Annotated in this window: 17 protein-coding genes and 4 pseudogenes; 18 read left to right on the top strand and 3 right to left on the bottom strand. The window is 43.9% G+C overall.

The window, feature by feature from the left end:
- Window positions 1–277: 277 nt before the first annotated feature.
- From DYI03_RS00085 to DYI03_RS00060, 6 genes are all read left to right on the top strand, one after another.
- Window positions 278–3,070 carry a SprB repeat-containing protein gene (locus tag DYI03_RS00085; RefSeq protein ID WP_244870085.1) on the top strand — a complete coding sequence of 931 codons (2,793 nt, stop codon included), beginning with the start codon at window positions 278–280 and terminating at the stop codon, window positions 3,068–3,070.
- Window positions 3,071–3,554: 484 nt separating this feature from the next.
- The gene (locus DYI03_RS13620; protein ID WP_244916322.1) at window positions 3,555–8,312 is read left to right on the top strand and encodes a fibronectin type III domain-containing protein; all 4,758 of its coding nucleotides are present in this window, start codon (window positions 3,555–3,557) and stop codon (window positions 8,310–8,312) included.
- Window positions 8,313–8,320: 8 nt separating this feature from the next.
- A complete protein-coding gene (locus tag DYI03_RS00075) occupies window positions 8,321–9,358 on the top strand; it encodes a hypothetical protein (RefSeq protein WP_004350150.1) in 1,038 nt (345 codons plus the stop codon).
- 9 nt (window positions 9,359–9,367) lie between these two features.
- Window positions 9,368–10,723 carry a PKD domain-containing protein gene (locus DYI03_RS00070; RefSeq protein WP_025064649.1) on the top strand — a complete coding sequence of 452 codons (1,356 nt, stop codon included), beginning with the start codon at window positions 9,368–9,370 and terminating at the stop codon, window positions 10,721–10,723.
- Window positions 10,724–10,792: 69 nt separating this feature from the next.
- Window positions 10,793–12,418, top strand: a complete 1,626-nt coding sequence (locus tag DYI03_RS00065) for a hypothetical protein (RefSeq protein ID WP_244916321.1) — start codon at window positions 10,793–10,795, stop codon at window positions 12,416–12,418.
- A gap of 12 nt (window positions 12,419–12,430) precedes the next feature.
- On the top strand, window positions 12,431–13,909 hold the full coding sequence (locus DYI03_RS00060) for a RagB/SusD family nutrient uptake outer membrane protein (RefSeq protein ID WP_021668932.1): 1,479 nt from the start codon (window positions 12,431–12,433) through the stop codon (window positions 13,907–13,909).
- Here DYI03_RS00060 and mobC read toward each other — a convergent pair.
- From mobC to DYI03_RS00045, 3 genes are all read right to left on the bottom strand, one after another.
- Entirely contained in the window at window positions 13,899–15,902 is a 2,004-nt protein-coding gene (mobC, locus tag DYI03_RS00055; protein WP_115367853.1) for a conjugal transfer protein MobC, read from the bottom strand. The two genes, DYI03_RS00060 and mobC, sit on opposite strands and share 11 nt — an antisense overlap.
- 68 nt (window positions 15,903–15,970) lie before the next feature.
- The gene (gene mobB, locus DYI03_RS00050) at window positions 15,971–17,251 is read right to left on the bottom strand and encodes a conjugal transfer protein MobB (protein WP_021668929.1); all 1,281 of its coding nucleotides are present in this window, start codon (window positions 17,249–17,251) and stop codon (window positions 15,971–15,973) included.
- Entirely contained in the window at window positions 17,248–17,628 is a 381-nt protein-coding gene (locus DYI03_RS00045; RefSeq protein ID WP_021668928.1) for a plasmid mobilization protein, read from the bottom strand. The genes mobB and DYI03_RS00045 overlap by 4 nt, the downstream gene beginning before the upstream one ends.
- 61 nt (window positions 17,629–17,689) lie before the next feature.
- Here DYI03_RS00045 and DYI03_RS13345 point away from each other — a divergent pair, with 61 nt between their 5' ends.
- The 12 genes and pseudogenes from DYI03_RS13345 to traJ form a co-directional block, all read left to right on the top strand.
- On the top strand, window positions 17,690–18,037 hold the full coding sequence (locus tag DYI03_RS13345; protein WP_021668799.1) for a hypothetical protein: 348 nt from the start codon (window positions 17,690–17,692) through the stop codon (window positions 18,035–18,037).
- A 180-nt stretch (window positions 18,038–18,217) separates the two neighbouring features.
- Complete coding sequence (locus DYI03_RS00040; RefSeq protein WP_021668801.1) at window positions 18,218–19,021, top strand: nucleotide-binding protein; 804 nt, start codon at window positions 18,218–18,220, stop codon at window positions 19,019–19,021.
- Window positions 19,008–19,532 carry a DUF3408 domain-containing protein gene (locus tag DYI03_RS00035; RefSeq protein ID WP_021668802.1) on the top strand — a complete coding sequence of 175 codons (525 nt, stop codon included), beginning with the start codon at window positions 19,008–19,010 and terminating at the stop codon, window positions 19,530–19,532. Before DYI03_RS00040 ends, DYI03_RS00035 begins: the two co-directional genes overlap by 14 nt.
- The gene (locus DYI03_RS00030) at window positions 19,529–20,302 is read left to right on the top strand and encodes a hypothetical protein (protein ID WP_021668803.1); all 774 of its coding nucleotides are present in this window, start codon (window positions 19,529–19,531) and stop codon (window positions 20,300–20,302) included. Before DYI03_RS00035 ends, DYI03_RS00030 begins: the two co-directional genes overlap by 4 nt.
- Window positions 20,303–20,460: 158 nt before the next feature.
- Window positions 20,461–20,763, top strand: coding sequence for a DUF4134 domain-containing protein (locus DYI03_RS00025; protein WP_004354999.1), 303 nt, complete (start codon window positions 20,461–20,463; stop codon window positions 20,761–20,763).
- A gap of 2 nt (window positions 20,764–20,765) precedes the next feature.
- Window positions 20,766–21,100 (top strand): annotated as a pseudogene (locus tag DYI03_RS00020) (DUF4133 domain-containing protein).
- Window positions 21,097–22,409 (top strand): annotated as a pseudogene (locus DYI03_RS13615) (TraG family conjugative transposon ATPase). The pseudogenes DYI03_RS00020 and DYI03_RS13615 overlap by 4 nt, the downstream one beginning before the upstream one ends.
- Window positions 22,410–22,419: 10 nt before the next feature.
- Window positions 22,420–22,593, top strand: a complete 174-nt coding sequence (locus DYI03_RS13815; protein ID WP_262510443.1) for a TraG/VirB4 family ATPase — start codon at window positions 22,420–22,422, stop codon at window positions 22,591–22,593.
- Window positions 22,571–22,702 carry a TraG/VirB4 family ATPase gene (locus tag DYI03_RS13810; protein WP_262510442.1) on the top strand — a complete coding sequence of 44 codons (132 nt, stop codon included), beginning with the start codon at window positions 22,571–22,573 and terminating at the stop codon, window positions 22,700–22,702. The genes DYI03_RS13815 and DYI03_RS13810 overlap by 23 nt, the downstream gene beginning before the upstream one ends.
- Window positions 22,671–23,603 (top strand): annotated as a pseudogene (locus tag DYI03_RS13610) (TraG family conjugative transposon ATPase). Before DYI03_RS13810 ends, DYI03_RS13610 begins: the two are co-directional and overlap by 32 nt.
- Before the next feature lie 27 nt (window positions 23,604–23,630).
- Window positions 23,631–24,257, top strand: a complete 627-nt coding sequence (locus DYI03_RS00010; protein ID WP_115367852.1) for a DUF4141 domain-containing protein — start codon at window positions 23,631–23,633, stop codon at window positions 24,255–24,257.
- Between the two features lie 50 nt (window positions 24,258–24,307).
- Window positions 24,308–24,966 (top strand): annotated as a pseudogene (gene traJ, locus DYI03_RS00005) (conjugative transposon protein TraJ); the annotation flags it as partial.

Below are 24,966 nucleotides of genomic sequence, written 5' to 3'. Positions count from 1 at the left end.
TGGGCATGAAGAGGAGTTATTTCGTTGGCGACATGGTGGCATAGATAAGCATAGTATAGGAGATGCCCCTCCTACATTCACAAGGGACTATTTGACAACTGCAAAAAATATACCTAGTCAAATTAGAATATGGAGCAAAAAACAAACACCAGCTTGGATAAAACCTGGAAAATATTATGCAGAGGATATAAAAAGATGGAATAATAATCTGCCTTATATTAAAATGGATTTTGACAAAGGAGATGCTGAGAAGTCCTTTATTGATAAGATGACTTTAATGGTTCATCTAGAAATTATTCCTATCTCCATCAACCTCCACTATTTTACAGATAGAGGACAAGGAGCAGAAAGTTCATTGAAACTGTTACCAGACAATGATGTTATTACGCTGAAAGCAACCAAGGGATTTGTCGAATCTACTTATAAGTGGCAATACCAAGTATCGGGGGAAAGTACTTGGCATGACATGCCTAATACAGTATCTTACAGCGAAGGAAAATCTGTTGTTACATTCAAGGGAACAGACCTATATGACCAAAATATATTTAACAGCCTGATACAGCAAGGTAAGAATATTCTTTTCCGCATCAATGCCATAACCAATGAGACAAGAAATGAGGTAGATTATAAAAAGATTATATTGACACCGACCTACTCGGCCCCTCATATTCTATCCCATGATATAACATTGGAACAGTGCCATCTATCGGGAGATGCCTCCATACGCATTTTTCTGGACAGACCCCTTTGGCCAGGTGAGGTTTTGGCATTCTTTCAAGTAGGAGGTGCAGGTTTTAATGTGAATGCTCTTGATGCTGAAAACAGTTTTAGGATCAACAATCTGGTCGCAGGTACATATACATATCAGCTAAGGGGAACACACAGCAACGGCTTAGCCACATACACTGAAACACCCTATCACATCTTAAATACTACAATCAGTAATCGTCCAGCCATCACTCATTCTTTCACCCAAAAGAATGTTAGTTGTTTCTCCGGCCATGATGGGGAGATAACACTGACAGCATCAGGAGGAACAGGAAATTTTACTGCAGAATTGATGGATGCTGGAGGCTCTGTTGTACAAAGAGAATCCTTCAATACCGGAAGTACTACGTTTAAACAATTATCGGCAGGTAACTATACACTTCGCCTACAGGACAGTAATGGTTGTGTTGCGAAATCAACTTCAGGCGAAGAACTTGTCCACCAAATAACATTGACAGAGCCTGACGAGGCAGTCAGTATAAAGGAAATAGCAAAAACAAGTCCATTGGCCTATCAATCATCAGATGGTTCCATACAGATTGCAGTTTCCGGAGGTTCGCCATCTGCATCGGGATATACCGTTCACTTTATCCGAACAAGTGATGGACAATCATTTACACCAACGGAATCACGGTCTGACGGTACCCAATACATCTATACACTTCGAAACATTTCCCGTGGGGAATATACGGCTATTGCAGAAGATATGCGATACTCCTCACTTGAAAACGGAGACAAGCAAGAACCTTGTGGTTGTCATGCACAATTAGCGATAACCCTTTCAGCTCCTCCCTTGTTGACTGTAGAGGTTGAAGAAACTCATTTCGTCAGCTGTCATGGCGATAGTAACGGTGAACTGACGGCTCATGGGAAAGGTGGCAAACCTATCGTTTCTGCCCGCCTCCCATATACCTACACTTGGTACAAAGTATCAGATGGTGCCAAAGAAGAACTTCCCTTGCAGGTGGATAGTATAGCGCACAACCTTGTGGCAGGCCAATATCAAGTCAAAATTACTGATGCGAATGGTATTTCCGCAGAATCGGCTGTTTTTGAACTCAAACAGCCCGACTTGCTTGCTCTATCATTTACCACACGACCTCCATCGTGTAACAGTGGAAGTGGGCTTATTTCTACAACTGTAACAGGTGGCACGCCTCCTTATACTTATGAGTGGAATAAGGAAGGAGCGACAGAGGCTAATCTGGCCATTGAGGAAGCGGGAAGTTTCTTTGTCAGAGTTGTTGACAGTCGTGGTTGTTTTATTACCGGCAATGTAGAAGTTACAGCACCGGATGCAATATCCATCAAACCCACTATCACCAATCCAACTTGCCATGATGCAAATAATGGTGCCATATCTTTGGAATTGTCAGGAGGAACTGCACCCTATACCATACGTTGGGAAGATGATAATAATGTCACAACAGCTAATCGAGAAAATCTGAAAGCAGGTGAATATGTTGCTGTCATCACAGACAAAGCCGGTTGTTCCCTACACTATAGAGTTGTGCTTGAACAACCGGAGGCCTTAATTGTGAAACTTGGTGCGGGCTTTACACTCTGCCATGAGCAGTCTCGCAAGATAACGGCTCTGCCTAATGTGGAAAATGTAACTTATCAATGGTTTCACAATGGACAACAATTAGAGGAAACGAGCAAGGAACTAATTGTATCAAAAGCGGGTAAATACCGTGTTGTCATCACCAATGAAAATGGATGTACCGCTATGGCTGAAATTGAAATCAAAACAAGTAGTACAGCACTTCCTTTGGATATGACAGCTCCTACGTCTGTTACTGTAGGAGCTCCTATTCATGCAGTCAACATCAGTCGAATCCGTGCGGATAAACTGGAGTGGATGTTGCCTGCAAATGCAATTGTAACAAGCAAATCTGATGAAAGGGTAACCTTTACAATCCCCGAAGCTGGTGTTTACGAAATAACCCTCGTTGGCTATTTGGGAGACTGTTCTACCGTTGTAACCCAACGGCTTGAGGTACTCGCTGAAGGAAGTGTTGTACTACCCGACGGTAAGGACGGATTTATCAGACAGTTCTTAGTTACTCCAAATCCGACAACTGGTGATTTTAAGGTATATGTTGAACTGAAAGAACCGCATGACTTTACCCTACGCCTTCTCTCTCCGACTGGTACAGAAATGGATAGAAAAGCTGTACAAAATGTCTCTAAGCATACATTTGAATATGAATTGCGTGGTGATATTGACGGAATATTTGGAGTGGAGCTTTCCGTAGGTAATGAGAAATCGACACTCAAGATTACAAAGAAAAAGAAATAACTCTACATAAACAGGAAGTATGAGCACAAAATCGACGAACTTTTGTAAACTATTCAAAACACTGTTAGTAGCCATCCTCCTTACCGTGGTGGGAGGTGGGCGACTCTATGCCCAATACTATCCTGTTCATGCTACTGTCCAATGGCCATCACCCCAAAGTCCATACTTGTCTGATTACTATAGCGGAAGCCGTGACAGGCTGATAGTCAATCTGCTCAACCGCGACCTACAGCAACCCCTGCTCTTTGCCAGACTGCGCATCAAGATTAAGAGTACAGGTTTTCTTGCCACTAGCCGTGAGGAAATCAACTACCCGATGCTGGAGCTCAGTGCAAATGTCCCGACCCGCCTGACCAATATAGATCTCGCCCCTTATCTACAACCTCAAAACCTCCAAACCAGCGGGAATCTGAGGAACGGACAACTTCCTGTGGGATATACAGAGATTTCTGTTCAGGTTGTGGATTATTATACCGGTCGCGTTTTGTCTGACTGGCATACAGGCCGCTCTTATCTTGATGTAAAGAAACCTCCTTTGCTTAATTTCCCGGAGAAAGATGCCCAAATAGGTATCACAGAGCCTCTCTATATCCGTTTCCAATGGATGCCCCGCCATCAGGGACTTGCCGGAACAGAGTATGAGTTTGTATTGAAGGAACTGCCGGACAATGGCGCAGCTCCTCAGTCTGCGTTTGCTTATGGCAATGAGATATATCGTATCCGTACCCGTAATACAACGTTGAACTATACCCATCTTGAACCTATCCTTTTTCCAAATCGATGCTACGCTTGGCAAGTACAGGCAATTGCCCGTGACGGGGTTGATGAAGTCGGCATGTTTGAGAATGGCGGTTTCAGTGAAATCAACTGGTTCTATCTTAATGACAATTGTCAAGCACCGACTGGGTTGAAAGCTCTTCCCCGCTTTGCCAAAGTGGAACTTTCATGGAACAAGGTCATTGGCACAACGGGGTATGTCGTGGAATGTCGTCCTAAGACGAAGCTAAATGTTTACGAATGGAGCAGTACACGTGTTGCCGGCGAATACCTTACACTTGCCCAATTGAAACCGGGATGGACATACGAATGGCGTGTAGGTACGCTCTGCACGGATGATCGTCCTGTCTTTTCGGACGTACATGAGTTTACGCTCAGTAGCCGGAATGACGAGCTGCTGGCTGACTGTGGCAAGGAACCTGTGAGAGAAGACCTTTCGCAGGAGCCTAACTTGCGGATTAAAGCCGGAGACATTGTTACCATTGGTGGCGACTATCCGATGACCATAACAGAGGCTGTCTCATTAGGAGACGGTTGGTATTCCGGCCGTGGGAAAACACGACTAAAGACAATTATCGATGCTCCCGTATCTTTACGTTTTGATCGTCTCCGTATCAATGTGGATAACTTCCAAATAGACGGAACGGTGGAAGCGTCCTACGATGAGAAAAAAGCAAAGATAGCCAATCTTGACTATGTGGATGACGGCGGCAAGGACATCAAACCGGCTACGATCCGTATGCGTGAGCATAAAATGGACTTTACCCTTCCCGACATACCGCAGTTTACATATAATCCTGAGAGTGGAGCGTTAGAAACGATCGATGCCGACGGTAACCCACAGACCATCAAAATAGATGTGCCGGAAAACGCCTCGTATGAGAGTATTTTCCCCATGTTGGTTACGGACAATAAAGGAAATACCTATCAGATCAGTCCGGCAGAACAGGATGCCGGAGGGACAAATGATGATGCCGAAAATGGAAATCAAGATAAAAACATAAAACTCACCTGTGAGCCTGTAACTCGTATTGGAGATTTCAATACGGAATCCCTATCAAGCAAGTATGGCTATATACACTTTGAACGCGGAGACGGGAAATATGCCTTTGATGCCGGTCGGGAGAAATGGTATAAGAAGAGTGTCAAGGTGGATCGTTTCTACAAGCCGTTTGCAAAGGGGTATATTGCGCCTTGGAAACTTGTCCCGACAGGAGAGAATGATATTGTTACGGCAAGGTATGACGGTCAGAAGAAAATAGACCTGAAGAAAGTTCATTTTGTTTCCGATCCGAATTCTGCTGCATTACCTGCACAACTCAACGAAGCGGAGCAGACATGGACGATTAGTCTCCGTTCTGTATCGGCCGGTTCCGGTTACGATGTTTTTGCAGTTTACGAGGGAGTGGTCATTGGCAAACTCCGCGTGGTAAGCTATGCCAATCAGCAGCACAAGGTAACCCTTGTTCCAATCAACGAGGCAAAATTGGATAAAGCTGACATTGAGCAGGAACTCAATGCCATCTATAATCCTGTTGGCGTGCAGTTTACCGTGAATGTGGATGAGCGCATGCGTGGCAATTACAGTAGGGAAAGAAAAACAGAAAAAGACAGTCTGTTGGGTGTCGTTAGTAAGTCTTTTTGGGGCTATGACAAGGAAGTCAAAGAGACTCCAGAGATGCTCAATCTGCAAAAGACTTACCAACAAGCAGCAGGAACATTGGATGGTGTCTATTTATTTGTGCTGAATGGTGCTACGGGGCTTGAGGGGCAAAAAGGCGATTTACTGGGTGAAATGCCTCGCAAGAGCAGATTCGGGTATATCTTCGCAGGTAACAGCCCTAATACAGAAGAAATCGTTCATACCATTGCCCATGAAGTAGGGCATGGCATTTTCACACTTCAGCATACTTTTGATGCAGAGTATGGCAAAGGCACGCAGGGCACAACTAACAATTTGCTTGACTACACAGAAAAAGGAAAAGAACTTGCCGCCTTCCAATGGAATGTTATGGCCAATCCTGCCGTGTTTACAGCGATGGATAAGACTGATGAAGGGGACATCCATTTAGTTAAAGGACAATATCTTGGGTTTACGCCTGATGGTCGGATTATACAAGCACGTCCCAAGGAATATGCTGGAATATTTGACAATGATTCAACATACTTCATCTATGCTTTTAAAGATAACAAAGGCACATTCTACAAATGGAATAGGGATAAAAGAATCTATATAAACGATAACGGAGATATTTTTAAAGTTCCGGATGTAAAGGTGACCGGGAAAGTTGCTATTTGGAGAAACAGCAGCAATCCCCAATGCTATGTCTGGTATAAATTTTTGGACGTATATAAATATACTTCTGCTCAGTTTGAACTGATCAAACAACGTATTGCCAAAGATGATGGATCACAATGGGAGCTTGATTTGGTCGAAGGTGCAAATGCTTCACCTGCTTGTAAAGATGCTGCAAACGCCGAGAATGAGAAATTGACTTCTCTCCAGTCTTTTATCCATTTTACTGATCACGCCAATATTTCTCGTTTTCAAATATTGTCCAAACTGGCCAAGGTTTTCCAGACAAATCGAAAGAACACACTGACAGATAATAAAGAATTTGATAAGGACCGTGTTATCATTATTAGCATAGAAGGGTATGATGATAATGAAATAAAAGAACTAAAAAGTAAATATAAAAAATATTTACATTTCATTTTTTCCAATGAGAATGGAACTATCAAATTCTCACGAATAGAAAGTCCGGATGAATTTATAGATAAGCTATCACATATCAGTGAGCTAATCAAAGATAAACCTTGGGCAGCACAAGCTATTATTCTCTATGAGGTAGCAGACTTGTTGGACAAGGGTATTGAAAATTTTAAAATTCCAGATTCCGTATGGGGTTGCAATACAGAATCGAATATTTATAAAGATGTCATCATCTTTTTATTGAATACTCAAGACTATTGGATTGTAGTAGATAAACTTTCTGATGGCAGATTTAGTGACGAAAGTAAATTTGCATTTGTCTGCGGTTTATGGAATGGTACTGTTGACATTATTCAGTCGGTACCGAAACTTGCTAAACTTTTGACTTGCGCTTTTCATGAAGATTGTGCGGAATCAGTATCTTCACAATGGGAAAGTTTTAAGAGTGCAGTGATTAAAGATGAGAATGGTAATATTCTATGTCAGCAAGACGAATACCTCTGCAAGGCAAAGCATATGATTGGTGCTGCTCTTGAGGAACTCGTGGAGGACGACTGCAAACTCGCTCACACTGTGGGTTCTGTCGTTGGACCCGTTGTAGCTTTGACTTTGGGAGATTATGCCGCAGCACCAGGGCTATTGGAAACGTTGAGCACAGTCGGTAGTGGGCTAAGATATGCCATTAAGGGATTACAGCTCTGCGACAAAGTAACAGATATAACAAGACCATTAGCCAAGGGGCTGAAAGCTACGACAGTACTTATAAAGAAAGCAGGAAAGCTTGTACCTGAAATACATATAGGAAATAATATCACCTTACATTTTGATGGGGATAAACTGTATCTTCGTAACCCTAAGGTTGATGCAGGTCGCGGTGTTGCTATAGAAGAGTCGAAACTTTCACAGAAAATAGAAGATGCTCTGTCTACTGAGGTGAAGGAAATAGCATCCGCTAAGTTTACAAAGTCATTATCTTCTAATAAAAGTTTCATGGACGTACTCAAAGGGGTACGAATAAAGGGGAAGCCCATAGAACTGGAGGACTTAGCAAAAATATTTGAGGATTTGCACAAAGCAGTTCCGGCAAACTCTGTAAAACCATTAAAGGATGTAATGGACGACTTCGTTTACTTGGTAGATCATCACTTGTCAGACATGCTGAAAAGACCCAATGGAAAGAAACAAATAACAGCCTTCATCAATGAGTTATTGCAATCAAAAGACAAGTTCAAGGCGGGAACCACCACTTTGGAGGTAATACGTAATCCCCAAAAGTACATTTCCAATACGTACCACAATACCCTCAGCAATCTTGAATTGGAAGATCTTATTGCTTATGCAGATGATACAGGTGATTTTCGATTTGACATTAAATGGGAAGCAAAAACCAACCAAAATGTAGCAGGGAGGCGAGAAGTGAATATTTTTGTGGACACAAAAAACTACTCGTCTGCTCGCAACATGTTTAAAGATTTGAGGCAATTTAAGGCATATCTTGAAGCAATAGACAATTTTGATCAACTCTATATTATCCAGCAAGGAGGCCGTGATGTAACAAAGAAAGATATTATCAAGAAGCTGGAAAAAGCCATAGCAAACGATGCAAAAACTGTGTTTGAGACTAACCCAAAATTATGGGGGAAAATAGGAATAAATCGTTCTGAATTGTTAGAACAATTATGTCACAATCACACATTATCCAAAGGCCCCCAATACGAACCATTTAGAAATATGATATTAACAACAAAATAGTTTCAAGTATGAGATATATTGAGTCACAAAAAATAGAAAATGTCAAAAGCTTCTGTCCCAGTAATGGGGACTATGCCTATACCAAAGAGCAGAAAGGTTATTTGTATATCGATGGCGTGCTTTTAGAAAAAGATGATGCACCTTTAGAGCTTTCTCTTAGAGGTAAGTATATGTATGTATGGTATAGTCATTTGGGGAGTCTTGAACTATACGAGGGGCACACACTTTTGAACAGTATAGAACGTAATGTTATTCTGCTAAATGAGCAAACTCAATATATAGGTAAGACCTATGAGGAATTTAATCCTTTTCGACAGGGTTATAACTTCGCATCTCCAATTGATGGACAACTGATATTGCCTGAGTTTATTCCGTACATGCTGTATGTGGAAGATGATATAATTATCGCCTATGATAATTTTAGCGGAGAGTTCAAGCGAATAAATACTCAAATCGAAACTCTCTGGCAATTTCCTCTTTCTTTATTGGGAGGGACGGAATATGAACCTGACGGAACCGACAAAATAGACAAGATATTGGGAGTTATTCACGGGAACATCTGGTTTTATACAGATTTTTATAGATTGGTAGCTTTGGACTTGGAAACGGGAAACAAAGTATATTCATTTGATTGCTTTGGTGTCTATTTAGACAAAAGAACAAACAACATATTTGCAATTTCATCAAATGTGATTACGATAATCGACACGGAAAAGTTAGCAGTTATAGAACGGTATGATTTCCTTGAAACTGATCCCACGGGTATAGGAACATACCGAAGAGTATTCAGTCCGATGCTTCAAGGAGACTATTTTACCTTTTTGGGTGAGAAAGAGGAGGACTTCGGTAGCAACATGCGTCGGATCGGCATTTTCGATTATAAAGCTCGCAAGCTGGTTTGGGAATATGAACTCATCAGCATAGATGAATACGAACAAACACGTAACCACTTAGTGCCTTCCAAGCCTTTGTATATGATAGGCAATAAATTATACATAAAGGACTTTAAAAATACTTTACACATCTTTGAACGAGAAGATATTTGATGACAAGCTATGAATACAATACATAGGCCATATCGGGCTGTACTACTCTTTATGTTGACGTGCTTGGTCTCTTCCTGCCTCAAAGAAACTGCTGTCCCTATCGAATCGGCATTCACCATTGAGACATCAGAAGATAAGACCTCACCTGTAACTATCCAATTGAAAAACGAAAGTTATGGGGCAGACGAATATGAATGGACATTTGAAGGAGGACAACCTAGTAGTTCTACAGACAAAAGCCCAGGAAAGGTTGTATTCACGCAGGCAGGTGAGCACAAAATAACCTTGCGAGTTTGGAATAGTGTAGAGGAAAGAGCAAGTCAGCAGACCATAAGGGTTGATTCCACCATGACTATAGACTTTGATTTTTCAATCGCCCTCAATGACATCGCCCCAGGCGTGGTATCTATTACCAATAAGAGTAAAGGTGGAAGCCAATACGAGTGGGCATTTGAAGGAGGTGTTCCCTCTACATCCAACCGACAGCATCCGGGCACGATAACCTTTGCGGACGGTGGTGAGCATAAGATCCACCTAAGAGTATTCAATGGCAGTAAATACGAGGAACGTACTAAGGCGCTAACCCTACAACCTCCTATGCAAGCCGATTTTTCGTATGCACCTCTGCCTGTTGATCAAGACTGGGAAGCCCCACTCACGTTGAAGACAACCAATCTCACCACAGGAGGGTTGTCTTATCATTGGGTATGTGCAGGAGCCAATGTGCTGTCTCCTACAAGTGAAACGACGACCATTCGCTTCGAGGACGCTGGTACTTACAAACTACAGATGATTGCTGGCAATGGCAAAGAAAAAAAAGTTGTGGAGAAAAACATTGTTATCAAACCAAACAGTGGCATTATTAAGCAGAATGATCTAAAATTTGGCATCAATGAGGCAAAGAATAGTGTAGGTTGTTTTTATTCAGCCAAGGAAGGTGGTGTGGTAACATCAAGTAAGATTGTGGAGAAACAGTGTGGAGCATGGGTTGACTTCGGTTTCTTTGCCCTTAACTCCTCTTTCAACTACTGCTACTTCTTTGCACCCAATCAGGCTAAAGCCAATTCATTCCCAAAGATAGACAATGCTCAAGATGCTACTTTTATTAATAATCCCAGTTCAATGGGAATCAATATCACAAATGCCATTTTTGACAACATCAAAAGATCTTCTGACATGAATCAATTTACAAAGTGGTCGGAAACTAATCAAACAAACTTCAACAAAACCAGTACACCACATTTCGTGCTGGTACGTACTGCTGATGGTAGAAGGGGAATCATCAGAATCAAGGAGTTCGTCAAAGATGGCTCGCAATCTTATATTGTTGCGGATGTCAAACTTGAAAAGAGAGCAGGGGAATAACAATATACGCATATAAGACATATGAACAGACCTCATATCATACGAATAGTCTTGGGTCTCTTCATGTTTATGACATGGAGCAGCGCCGTATCAGCCCAAAATGTGGAGGAGATATTAGAGTTTCGCAAGAAGAAGCCGCTAAAAATCAGTGGTAGCATTTCAGCAAACGCAACTCAATTCAATAGTACGCCCAAGCAGTCTCGTCAGTCTTTTACCTATCAGCTGTCAGGCTCTATAAACATGTCGCTGTATGAGTTGTTTCATATCCCTATCTCTTTCAATCTGAATAACTATGGAACAAAATTCTCCTATCCATCTCTTCCTAATCGGCTGAGCCTTCATCCTTCCTACAAATGGATTCGGGCACATATAGGAGATGTATCGATGAGCTTTAGCCCCTATACGCTCAACGGTCACCAGTTCACCGGTGCCGGTATTGAGCTGACTCCAGGCAGATGGCAAATCGCCGCAATGGGCGGTAGATTATTAAAACGCGTGGATACTGACTCTTTGAATCCATCTATCCGTCCCAACTATGAACGATGGGGATATGGTGCAAAGGTCAGATATGAGGCCGATAAGTTTGCGTTAGGAGGAACAGTTTTTACGGCAAAGGATAAAAGGAGTAATATTTCTTTTGATGCTGATGCCTTGGGAATATATCCTAAAGGAAACATCGCTATTGGACTGGAAGGAAGTCTTAGCATAATCAAGGATTTGAAACTATCCTTAGAATATGGTCTAAGCATCATGCAGCGAGATTTAAGAGTAAAGGAGAAAAGCTATTATCATGCTATCAAAGCGGATTTAGCATATAGCTTCTTGGGGAATACCATCGGTATAGGCTATGAACGAATCAGCCCGGATTATGAAACACTCGGTGCCTACTATTTCAATAATGACTATGAGAACCTTACAGTCAATTACAGCCGTAGCCTTTTTGACAACAAGATGAGTATTGCACTTAGCGGAGGTGTGCAGCGAGATGATCTTTCGGGACAAAAGCAGGAGAAAAACAAACGGTTTGTTGGTTCTGCCAATATCAATTTTACTCCCAGTGAGAAGTTTTCAGCCTCTGTTTCTTTGTCAAGCTATCAGGCACATCGCAATATAAAGTCCTCATTTGATTATATAAATGAGCGTACACCGTATGAAAATCTTGACACCCTGAGGTTTACCCAATTGAATAACAGTATGGATATAAATATGAACTGGCGATTACTGAATAATGAGAAACAGACACACAACCTTTCTGCCACAGCGAGTTATCAGGAAGCTGCCGACAAACAAGGGCAATATATCATGCCCGGTAATCTGACACACTTTATGAATCTCGGTGCCAATTATGGTATTGATTTTATCCCATTGGATCTCACTATAACAGCAGGAGTAAATGTCAGCAACAATTATGCATCACGCAAGAATGTTCTGACATTAGGTCCTACACTCACCGGTACAAAACGGTTACTAAAAAAAGCCTTAACCACAGGACTGACTTTTTCGATGAATCAAACTCAGGAAGAGGATAAGAAATTGGCAACCATCTATAATATTCGATGGCATGCCAGTTATCGTTTCCTTAAACGACATGGATTAAATGCCAGCGTAGCTTATCAACACCGCTCCTTGTCAGAAGCATCTTTGAGTAACTCTTCATCCCTAACCAGCCAGGTAAGTTATAGTTATTCATTCTAAAACAACCAGAACATGCAATATTGTACAAAAACAAAAATTCTCATTTTTATCATAGGCGTAGTTTGCTTATTCTCTTGCCAAAATGAGACTACCGACTTTGTTGAAAATCCAGTAAAAGCATATAGTGACACGATTGCAGCCAACACTGCCGTAGATGCTCTTTATGCAACGGGGCTTCCACAGCTTTATCTTTCGGCAGACCAAGAATATGGTATTCCCTTGGCATGGGGAAGCTATTTGTCCGGACTGTTTGAAAGTGAAGCTACGCAAGGGTATTTCCCGGCATTGGAAAAACAAAATTTGGAAGACCCTTCTGTCCGGGATTTGGCCAAACAAATATATACGTCATGTTTTGATGGAATTGAGGCCGCCGATACTGTCATCTTACAGATTCCCAACACGTCGGGATTCACCCCGGCAGAGCAGGCAAAACTTGTTGGTGAAGCTAAATTCTTCCGTGCATTCAATCGGTTTTATCTTATCCGTACATTCGGTTCTTTCCCGGATGAAAGGCATGCCTCCGCGTGGCTGAGTATGGAAAAGGCATATTTGAAAGTGGAAAAAGACTTGCTTGATGCCATTGCCACCTTACCGGAAAAGAATTTCCAAGAAAACAATTCACATGTAACGGCATTTACCGCCCGTGCCCTATTGGGTGATGTGTACCTGCATATGAGTGGGAAACCATTACAGAAGAATAAATATGAACAGGCCGCCGCTATTCTTCGCCCCATCATACGGTCGGAGAAGCACCATCTCGCAGCTAATGGTGCTAACGAAACAGTGTCTGCTATCAATACGCTTCGAACTACTCCAACCAATGACGAGTACCTTTATGTTGTTTATGGGGAAACATCATTGACACGGGCATCATTCGCTTTTCCCAAAATGGCCAAAAACTGGGAAAATGTCAAGGAGCATGTAGCTTTCAATGCCTTCAAGCCCATTCAGGCGTTTATGAGATGCTATGCCGATGGAGATATAAGAGGAAAGGACCGACAGTATTTCCATACTTTCTTTAAAGTTAAAGATGAGGGAAAGACAATCTTTGAAATATTTGATCCGGCTCCCTATTTTTGGCTTGCTTCTGGGACAGATATAGCTGCTTCTAACAAACAGTACTGGGGGATTTATCGTTATGCGGAAGTCCTGCTTATGGCAGCAGAAGCCATAGCCCATAGCGAAGGAGTTACTCCGGAGACTGTAAATTATCTTGCCCAAGTTCGGGCTCGCTCTACCTCTGATTCTCAGATTGAATTAAGCAAACAACTTTCAGTATTATCCGTAAATAAGTTTATCGAGGAAGTTTGGTTGGAGCGATTAAGAGAATTACCCTATGAGATGAAACAACTTTCAGATATTTTGCGCACAGACCACTACCCAGTATATAAAGATAGCACACTGCAGTTTGTTCCACTTCAAGAAGCTGGCACTTCACAAGATAAATTATTTAATAAACAATCTTTCTTTCTGCCTAAACCTACTCCTTGATTAAGTGAGCAAGGGCTGGGTTGCTTTTTATCCGTTCTATTTCTGAATCCACAAGAGATAATACATCTTGTTTGACACATTTATAATTGGCTTCGATAGTCTCTTTGAGGTTGTCGGAGCCATTTTCGTTTATGAAGTTTGCTATTACAGGGATTGATTGGTAGGCTTTCATCTCAGCAGAGACTTTGGCACTATCCACCACGATCTCCGCATGGAAAATCTTTTGGTCAATACGCTCATCGAAGTTGTCGGACACTGCTCCAACGAACATTCCCTGTGTGAGGTTACTGATTTTGGATGCAGGGATAAGGCTGTCCATTTGTGTGGAAATAGAGGTGGATTTGTCATTGCGGTTGATGGTCATAGACTGCCGTTGTTGAAGCACCTTGCCGAAACGTTCTGAAAGCGTTTTAGCAGTTTCGCCCACCACCTGTCCACTGAACACGTTGCCCACGGTATTTTGTATCACCTTACTTTCTTTGTCCCCATAATCACGGGTGAGCTGTGAGAAGTCTTGAAAGCCCAAACACACCGCCACCTTGTTGCTTCGTGCTGTCGCTATGAGGTTATCCAAACCACGGAAGTAAATCGTTGGCAACTCGTCGATGATCACGGAGGATTTGAGTTGCTTCTTCTTGTTAATGAGTTTTACGATACGGCTGTTGTACAGTCCGAGTGCTGCCGAATAGATATTCTGACGGTCGGGATTGTTACCTACAACCAGTACTTTCGGCTCATTAGGATTGTTGATGTCAAGTGAGAAGTCGTCGCCCGTCATCACCCAATAAAGGGCAGGGCTTATCATACGGGAAAGCGGTATCTTGGCACTGGCAATCTGCCCTTGCAGCTGGTCTTGTGCTCCGCCCTCCCAAGCGTCCATAAAGGGTGAAAGGTAATTGGCAAGTTCATCGTAGGAAGTGAGTATCGGGAATATCTGCGCATAGGGTCGGTTCAGGAACTCTATGGCGTGCGGAAAGGTACAATATTTCCCGTTCTCATAGATTTTCAGAAACCAGATGATGGCTGCCAGCAAGATAATCGGCGACTCCACAAAGAAATCACCCTGCTTCTGAATCCAAGAACGGTTCAAGTTGAGCATGATGGTGTAGGCACTTTCGTAAGCGTCCGATATATCCGTCATAAAGGCAGGATTGATAGGATTGCACCGATGCGATTTCCTCGGATCGTCAAAGTTAATTACATAGAACTGTGGTTTTACCTTGTAGGCATCTAAATGATGAAGCAGGTGATTGTAAGCAATCTCTGAAAGGTCGGGAAACTTGTAATCATAGATATACATGGCAAAGCCTTTCTCAATCTGCTGTTTGATGTAGTTGTTCACAATGGCATAGGACTTGCCCGAACCGGGTGTACCGAGCACCATTGAGGCACGAAAGGGATTGACCACGTTAATCCAGCCCTTGTTCCACCTTTTCTTATAATAGAAGCGTGTAGGAAGATTGACGGAGTATTCATTTTGCATCAACCTTGTTTCTTGCATGAAACTCTCATTCTCCGTATTGAACACATCGTCCATGAGATTGTTTTTGAGCAATCGGCTCATCCATACACCACCCATCAACAGGCAGATATAGCCCACGGATAGCGTGAAAATATAAAGCGAAGCTGCCCCGACCTTTCCAATGGGCAATGCCAGCAGCCACCAGTTGAGGAAAAAGAATACAAAACCGACGAAAAGCACCGTCCAAATCTTTGGCCACGTGATTTTCTCTTCTTTCACACCTTTTGTCCCAAAACAGGATAAGGCAAGGAACACCACACAAAAGAGTTTCGTCCAAAGGATGGACGAAAACAATCCTGTGGTTCGCTGAAAGTTCATCAGTATCTTGTTGATGATACCGAGCGTGAAATGCCACTCGTGAAACGCCTCGTAACAGAACCAATAACAGTTAATAAGGAGGAATATCACTGATATGCCCCGCATAAAGTCCATAACTTTACCCAATGCTCTTAAATCATCTTCTTGTGCCATAATCGTATTGTTTTTGGGAAGCCTCCCCCAACCCCTCCTAAGGAGGGGAGTTGGAAATGCTCATTTATTTAACGTTTTCTTCGTTTAATATTCGTCTTACTTAGTTTTCGGAGTTTACGCTGCCATGCGGCTTCCTTCCAATCATCGTTGCCCGTAGATAGGAAAGAACCATCTGCCATACTTTCGATAAGTTCATCGACAACGATGTCATAGTCCTCCGTGTCACGCTGTAATACCTGAACCCTGTTCGTCTGCTCTACACTGACAGTCGGCTTACCATAAAGTTCCTCGTCCAAGAAAGGGTTATTTGTTGGATTAAAGAAATAGGCATTGAATACATTGGCGGCATATCCCTTGCCCAATCTGGATCCATTAAGGGCAATGCCCATTTCATCATCAATGAAAGTAATACCATAGATGCGTCCGCTTTCGTTCTTGCGGATTACTGTACGTAAGCCTTGTTCCTCCAATCGTTGTAGCAGGTCTTCCTCTGTCTTTGGAGAGGTACGCATAGTTTGTAACACTTTGTTCCTGACGGTTGGTATCAGCGGCTTGATGGCTTGTTTTGATTTCTGCATCCTGTTATGTACGGCAGTATAACCTACGCCACGCCCGATGTCCGAAGCATGAATGGGTGTGCCTGCCTTATTGCCCTTATCATCTGTTGGAACATAGACTAAGCCGTCATACTTCTTTCCCCGAAACTCCGTCTTCACTTCTTCCACAGTAAGATTGTAAGCGGAAAGAATGGCATTCAATTCACCCAAGGAACAGAAGCGATAATGCTTCAGAACCGTGCGGAGGGCACTTGCGACCTGCTCTTTGATATTTCCTTTTGTGGTATCCACCTTGGGCGTTTCTGTTACGGTTTTCTCGCTAACCTTTGAACTCGCAATGAGGTTATATTTCTTTTCTAAGGCATCGGTAATCTGCTTACTTCTCCGCTTTTCAAATTTATCGTTGATTTTCTTTCCACGACTGTCCACCCGAAGCGACACGATGTGTATATGCTCACGAGCGATGTCGCTGTGCTTGAACACGATATAGGGCTGCTTGCCATAGCCAAGTGCTTCCATATACTCTTTGGCAATCTGCGTGAGCGTTTCATCAGATAGTTTCTCGTCCGGATGTGGATTGAGCGAGCAATGGAATACCATCTTCTTTGTTCGGCATTTCTCAGGGATAAGTACTTGCATATCGGCAAACACCTCTGCCATCGTATATCGTTCCTCTTTGTTTTGATACAAGCCTTGAGTAAGAAGAATGCTTGCTTCCTCTTTCTCTACCTTTTTGAAGTTATAGCCGAGTGCTCCTCCAAGGTTCTCCGTTGCTGAAATCTTGGCTATCATCTCTTGCGGTAGTCAATGGTTAAACGGATAGCCTGTTCTTGCAAAGCTATGATTTGAGCCGACAGTTTCTCCAACTTTTCAAGCAGAATCTGTGCGGTCTTGACCGAATGATAGCTGTTGATGGCACGCACGGATTGGTTATACAGCACGCCAATTTTATGGATTTGTGCCGTCAGTTCGGAGAGTTTACGGTAGTATTCCACGGCGGATTTATCCACCGTTATCACCTTGAAACTCTCCCCAAGAATGCGACCACGCACGAAATCCGACTTGGTTTCTGCGCCCGAACGTTGAAACAAATCAATCGCCCTTTGCTGGTCTTTCGGGTTAGGAAGACGGGTGTCCCATCTGTCCCATCGTTCAATCTTGTCATTCATTATCTTTCCTTTTTGTAATTACGACTTTGGAGTAATTCTCTCCCCTTCGGGGCAAGGGTCTTTGTCGGCAAAAACGGAGTTTGTCGGACAAAGACACACCTTGCCAATATCAAGAGATGATGCAATAGAAGCATCCACCTTTCAGGGTGTCCGCTTCGGGGAGATTAGCTCCATGTTCTCTATCTGCCTGCAAAGTTACGGCAGATTTTCAAATATCTCATTATCAATGATATTCACTCTTTTTCCTTGCATATCCCTGTACTTCATAGGTGTCATAAAATCAGCCGAAATATCATTTATTTTGCAGTCAGAACGAGCGAACAATGGTATGATGTCACAAGCAAAAGACATATCATATTACCGCCTGCTTGCACCAAAGATGATAAGAAGGAACAATGCATATTCATAACAATTTATTGTCATGACAAACTATTGTCAGTACAACAGATTGTAAGAACTCGAAATCGTTCTTTAGGACTATCGTATGAACCAAATGTAGTCAAAACAAACTGTCTGCTGATAACTCTTAAGAATAAAAGAACATCCAAACATCAAATAGACAAATAATATAAACTAAGAAATTATCATTATGGAGAACAAACAACAACACCCCCTCTTCCTGGGGTTCTCTTCCCAAAAGGGAGGAGTGGGAAAAAGTACTCTTGCCGAAATCATAAGTAGCATCCTTTTCTATGAGAAGGATGTCAATCTTTTCGTGGTGGACTGCGACTTGTCACAGGATTCCTTTTACAAGCTCAGGGAGCGAGAGAAGAGTGTCATTCAGAAAAGCGAGGAACTGTCAAGGTCGATGGAAGCGTTTTTTCAGACATTCGGTAAACAAGCATACCGAATTTACAAGTCCGCCCCCCGTGATGCGGTCAAAACAGCCAGTAACCATATTGAGAGACTCCATGACGAGGAGTTTCAGGTGGTCGTGTTCGACTTCCCTGGTCATGCAGGAACCTCTGAGCTGATGGAGCTGTCCCTTCAGATGGACTATATCCTTTCTCCGCTTGAAGCCGACATCCAGTCCTTGGTCTCATGTCTGGCATACGCCAAGACTATCACGGACATTGGAGTTTCTATGTCCGATTCCCGGATAAAGGACATCATACTGTTTTGGAACAAGGTGGACAGAAGGGTAAGGAACGTCATCATCGACGAATATACTAAGTTCATCAACGAGCAGCAAATCACGCTCCTTCCCGGCTATGTATATGCCATGCACCGCTTCTCCCACGAACTTTCCACATACGGGCTACGAGGAGTGTTTCGCTCCACCTATCAGCCTCCCGCAAAGGGGTTGAGAATAGGCACAGGAGTGGATGAGCTCATATCAGATTTGATACAACGTCTCAAACTAAAAACGAAATCAGAAAATGGCAACGATTGAGGAGAGAAAGCAACAACTGGAAAACAAGCTGAAGAGAATGGCAGAGGACAACGTCGTTGTGGAACCAACAACGACTCCCAACTCCTTCGACCCGCCCGATGAAGCTGCGCCTTTGTCTGAAACATCACGAGAGGAGGAAAGAACCCCGAAAGAGGCAAAGACGCTAAAAGAGAAATTTGCAGAAAAAACCGAGGAGGAAACTGGGGAGAGAAGGGATAAGGAAACAAGAAGAGAAAGTAATCCGAGAATGGAAAAGCCCGGCGTGTCCTCCCTTTCCATAGAGGACTACCGCTCCCTGTACTTTCATCCCGTCCGCTCCCAAATGCGGACAGCCTTCTCTATAAATCTGGAAACGCTGCAGAATCTGCGCAACGTATTGCAGGACTTGGGGGAGCGTGTCTCCATAGCCGCATATATTGACAACATCCTTCGGGAACACCTGCGTGAACATTTGGAATTGCTCAACAGTGCGGCAGCAAAGCAAAGACGCAAGACAACAATAACACTATGATGGAAACAATACTTTTCAGTTTTATACTGATACTCATCATCATTTGGATAATGCTGGGTATCCTGTACTTCTATATGCGGTATGTATCTCCGTATGGCGTCCTTATCAAGAAAAATAAAAAGGGCAATGAGCAGACTAAGGAGAATGAAGCGACGAAGGAAAAAGACGGACAAAAAGGAGAAGGAAAAGAAGATCAAGCCGAGTTTGTACTGATTGGCAAAAGCCGTTCCATTTCCCCTATTATCCCACAAGTTCCCTCTGCTTCTTCATCTGAAAATTCAAAGCAGAATAGTAATAATTTTGCACCGCAAAACTCCGAAAATAAAGATGACTTAAAGGAAGAGGATAACGAGATGGAGGTTAACTACGATATGGAAAGAGAGGACGAAAACGAGGTTGCTCGCGAGGAGCTGAGTCTGCCCATTGAGTCCGCATCTGAAGATGGTGAGGTATCCAGTCAATCTATCCTCGCACGTGACTTAGGTCGCATGAGAAAGTGGCGTAAGAACAGTGATGAGGTAGATGATGCCGAAGTCGAGGAAATTGTCGGTCAACTTAAAGGCACTGACTTTATGGAGAAATACAAGGAGTATGTCGCCAAAATGCAAGGTGAGCAGTCCATATTGCTGGATAAAATCCGAAGCGCAGAGGAAGGAGAAGAGCAGACAGATGAATTATCCACTTTCGATGCCTCCAGAAAGAACACTTCTGACAATATGATGACGGAAACTGACGATATGGGCGAGCGTCCACTGTCATACTATCTGTAAAACCAATGTTCATATTGTAAAATTGTAAAGTGATGCGGGGGTGGCTCAAAAGTAAAACAATCTGCCAATATCTGTCATACGATAAAACCGAGCTACCCCTTGCCACTTTCACCCTAAAAAGAAAATAATTTGTTTAACAACTTAAAATAAAAACAGCAATGAACAACAAAAAGAAAATCACAATGCTGCTCCTGATGGCTGCCGCCACCGTAGGAGCTTATGCGCAGGGCAATGGAATGGCGGGCATCAACGAAGCCACGAAGATGGTGACCAGTTATTTTGACCCCGGTACCAAATTGATTTATGCCATCGGTGCCGTGGTGGGCTTGATAGGAGGAATCAAGGTCTATAATAAGTTCAGTTCGGGTGACCCCGATACGAGCAAGACCGCTGCCTCTTGGTTCGGTGCGTGTATCTTCCTCATCGTGGCTGCCACCATCCTACGTTCTTTCTTCTTGTAACAATGGCTGAGTGGGAAATCAACAAAGGTGTAGGTCGGACGGTGGAGTTCAAGGGCTTGAAGGCGCAATACCTATTCCTCTTTGCAGGAGGCTTGCTGGCTGTCTTCATCCTCGTGGTCATTCTTTATCTCTGTGGAGTGAGCCAGATAGCCTGTCTGGGCATAGGCGTAGTGGGTGCCACCCTCGTGGTGTGGCAAACGTTCGCCATGAACCGCAAGTATGGCAATACGGACTCATGAAAAAGGGAGCCGTGAGAATGCACCCACGCTACCTTTTGAACCGCCGGACGGTCTATCACCTTATCCGTAACCTTCAACCCAAAAGAACGAAGCAATGAGAAACAACAGTAAGATAACTACCTTGGAGTCGAAGTTTCCACTGCTTTCCGTCGAGCAGGGCTGCATGGTGAGCAAGGACGCCGACATCACGGTCGCCTTCCGTTTGGAATTGCCCGAACTCTTTACCGTCACCTCCGCCGAATACGAGGCGATGCACTCTGCCTGGCATAAGGCAATCAAGGTGCTACCCAATTACAGCATCGTACACAAGCAGGACTGGTTTATTAAGGAGGACTATCAAGGAAAGCTCTCCGATGGCGGACTGAGTTTCCTTGCCCGTGCATCAGAACGGCACTTCAACGAGCGTCCGTATCTCCACCACTCTGTCTATCTCTTCCTTACCAAGACCAACAAGCAGCGTATGGCACAGCAGAGTAATTTCTCTTCACTCTGCCGTGGACACCTGCTGCCCAAGGAAATCACCAACAAAGATGAAGTGATGAAGTTTATGGAAGCAGTGGACCAGTTCGAGCGTATCATCAACGATACCGAACAGCTAAGGATGTCCGCATGACTGAAGATGAGTTAGTTGGCACAAATGAAAAGGGTGGCCTCCTTGACAGGTATTTCTCTCTTTCAGAAGAGGGACATGCCTCCTTGGAGGACATCCGTCTGGGCGCAGACCTTGTGCGTGTCGGCGACAATATGCTTTGTCTACACACACTCTCCGACACGGATGACCTACCGACAACGGTCAGCACGGACAGCCGATACGAACGGCTATCCACTGACCGATCGGATTGCAGGTTGTCCTTCGCCGCTCCCGTAGGGCTGATGTTACCCTGTAACCATATCTATAACCAGTATATCTTCATCGAGGACAGCGATGCCAACTTGGAACGCTTCGAGAAGCAGGCAAGAAACATGCACTCGCTGGCACGCTACAGCCGTAGCAACCAGATCAACGAGGAATGGATACAGGAGTATCTCAATATTGCTCATTCACAGGGACTGACCTCCATCCGTGCCCACTTCAACGTGCTGGCATGGAGCAGCGATAAGGAAGGACTTCGCCAGATCAAGAATGACGTAGGTTCGGCACTTGCTCTTATGGAATGCCACCCACGTCACAATACCATTGATGCGGCAACGCTCTACTGGGGCATTCCCGGCAATGCGGCAGACTTTCCCGCAGAAGAGTCATTCTATACTTTTATCGAGCCTGCCCTCTGTTTCTTTACGGCAGAGACAAACTATAAGGATTCGTTCTCTCCCTTCGGTATCAAGATGGCAGACCGCCTTTCAGGAAAGCCCGTCCACTTGGATATATCGGATTTGCCGGAAAAAGGGAGTCATCACCAACCGTAACAAGTTCATCTTGGGTCCTTCGGGTAGTGGTAAGTCTTTCTTTACCAACCACATGGTACGTCAGTATTACGAACAGGGGGCGCATGTCCTCTTAGTTGATACGGGTAACTCATATCAAGGCTTGTGTGAACTTATCCATCGCAAGACCAGGGTGAGGACGCGTGTATTTCACCTATACCAATGAAAGTCCTATATCCTTCAACCCTTTTTATACGGATGATTACTTCTTCGACGTGGAGAAGCGGGAAAGTATCTGTACGCTTGCTGCTTACACTTTGGAAGAGTGCAGATGAGCATATTACTAAGACCGAGGCAGGTGAACTTGGTTCAGCCGTAAACTCCTATATCGAGCTGATATGTGCTGACCATAGCGTTACGCCCTGTTTTAATACTTTCTATGAGTATCTGCGAGATGTGTACCGCAAGGATATGGAAAAGCGTGACATCAAGGTAACGCTCTCGGACTTCAATATCAACAACCTCCTTACAACACTCAAGCAATATTATCGTGGCGGTCGTTACGACTTCCTTTTGAACTCGGACAAGAACATCGACCTGCTCTCTAAACGCTTCATCGTCTTTGGAAATTGACCAAGTGAAGGACAACAAAGACCTTTTCCCAGTGTAACGATTATCATCATGGAAGCCTTCATCAACAAGATGCGCCGATTAAAGGGTATCCGCAAGATGATACTTATTGAGGAAGCGTGGAAGGCGATTGCTTCGGCAAACATGGCAGACTACATCAAGTATCTCTACAAGACGGTGAGAAAGTATTTCGGGGAAGCCATTGTCGTAACGCAGGAGGTGGACGATATCATCCAGTCGCCCATTGTCAAGGAGAGCATCATCAACAACTCTGACTGCAAGATACTGCTTGACCAGCGCAAGTATATGACCAAGTTCGATGGTATACAGGCGATGCTCGGCTTATCTGAAAAGGAAAAGAGCCAGATACTCTCCATCAACCAGAACAATGACCCGAACCGACTCTACAAAGAGGTATGGATAGGCTTGGGCGGTATGCAGAGTGCTGTCTATGCTACGGAGGTGAGCATGGAGGAATACCTGACCTACACCACGGAGGAAACAGAAAAGGTAGAGGTCATGCAGCGTGCGGAACAACTCGGTGGCGATATAGAGACCGCTATCCGACAGCTTGCCAATGAGAAAAGAAATAATAAGAAGAAATAAGTACGAACAATCAAAATAGCAGTAACAATGAAAAAGTTTTTATTTATGGCTCTCTTAGGATTGAGCCTTTCAGTTTCCAAAGCACACGCACAGTGGACGGTCTATGACCCGGGTAACTTTGCCGGCAACATTGCCAATACGGTCAAGGAGATAGCCACCGCCTCGAAGACAGTAAAAAATACCTTGGACGGATTCAAGGAGGTGGAAAAACTCTACAACGACACCAAGAAGTATTACGATGCCCTAAAGAAGGTGAATAACCTTATAGGCGATGCCTATAAGGTCAAGGAGTGTATTCTCATGGTAGGCGACATCTCTGAGGTCTATGTCACTTCCTACAAGAAGATGCTCTCTGACAAGAACTTCCGCCCGACAGAACTCGCTGCGATGGCTTCGGGCTACACCAAGCTTCTCGAGCAAAGTGGTGAGAGCCTGAAGGAACTCAAGTCCATTGTCAAGAGTAATGTCTTCTCCATGAACGACCACGAGCGTATGCAGCAGATAGACCGTATCTATACCACACTACGCGAGTACCGCTCCTTGGTGTCGTACTATACAAGGAAGAATATCTCCGTGAGTTATGTCCGTGCTCGTGAAAAGAACGACCTTGCCTCTGTTAAGGCGCTCTACGGCAACACGGCAAGGTACTGGTAAATACACAGACTAAAAAAAACTTGAAAAAACTTTCATAAACACTTTTGCTTATGGATTTTGCCAGTTTACACGAGCTGCTTTCGCTCGACCTACGATGAGATGATGCCGCTCTGTGCCCAGATGACGGGCATTGCCAAGGGCATTGCAGGCTTGGTGCACTCTTTTATATTGCCCTTCGGGTATGGGCTTCCATAGCCCGTGCCGAGGCGATAGACGTTTTCCCTTTGCTCCGTCCCTTTGTCTTGGGCTTCTGCATCATGTTCTTCCCGACAGTCGTACTGGGTACGATGAATGCCGTCCTCTCGCCCGTAGTGCAGGGAACGGAGATGATGGTACACCAGCAGGAGGGGAACCTTGCCGAGCTTACTGCCAAGCGAGACAAGCTGCAGGAGGAAGCCTACCTCAGGAATCCCGAGACGGCTTATTTGGTTTCCAACGAAAAGTTCGACCAGAAGATAGAGGAAATGGGCATTATCGGACCTGAAGATGCCGTGACAATTGCGGGGATGTATGCCGAGCGTGCCGCCTATCAGACCAAGCAATGGGTCATGAAATTGGTACACGACTTTTTGGAATTGCTGTTCCACGCTTCGGGGCTTATCATTGACACGCTTCGCACCTTTATTCTGATTGTCCTTTCGATACTCGGACCTATCGTGTTCGGCATAGCCGTATGGGATGGTCTTGCAGGCTCACTTACGGCATGGTT

Origin of the sequence: Prevotella disiens, assembly GCF_900454955.1 — a bacterium.
Taxonomy (GTDB): domain Bacteria; phylum Bacteroidota; class Bacteroidia; order Bacteroidales; family Bacteroidaceae; genus Prevotella; species Prevotella disiens.
The sequence above is the reverse complement of the archived record's forward strand: the minus strand, read 5'-3'. Positions and strand labels throughout refer to the sequence as shown.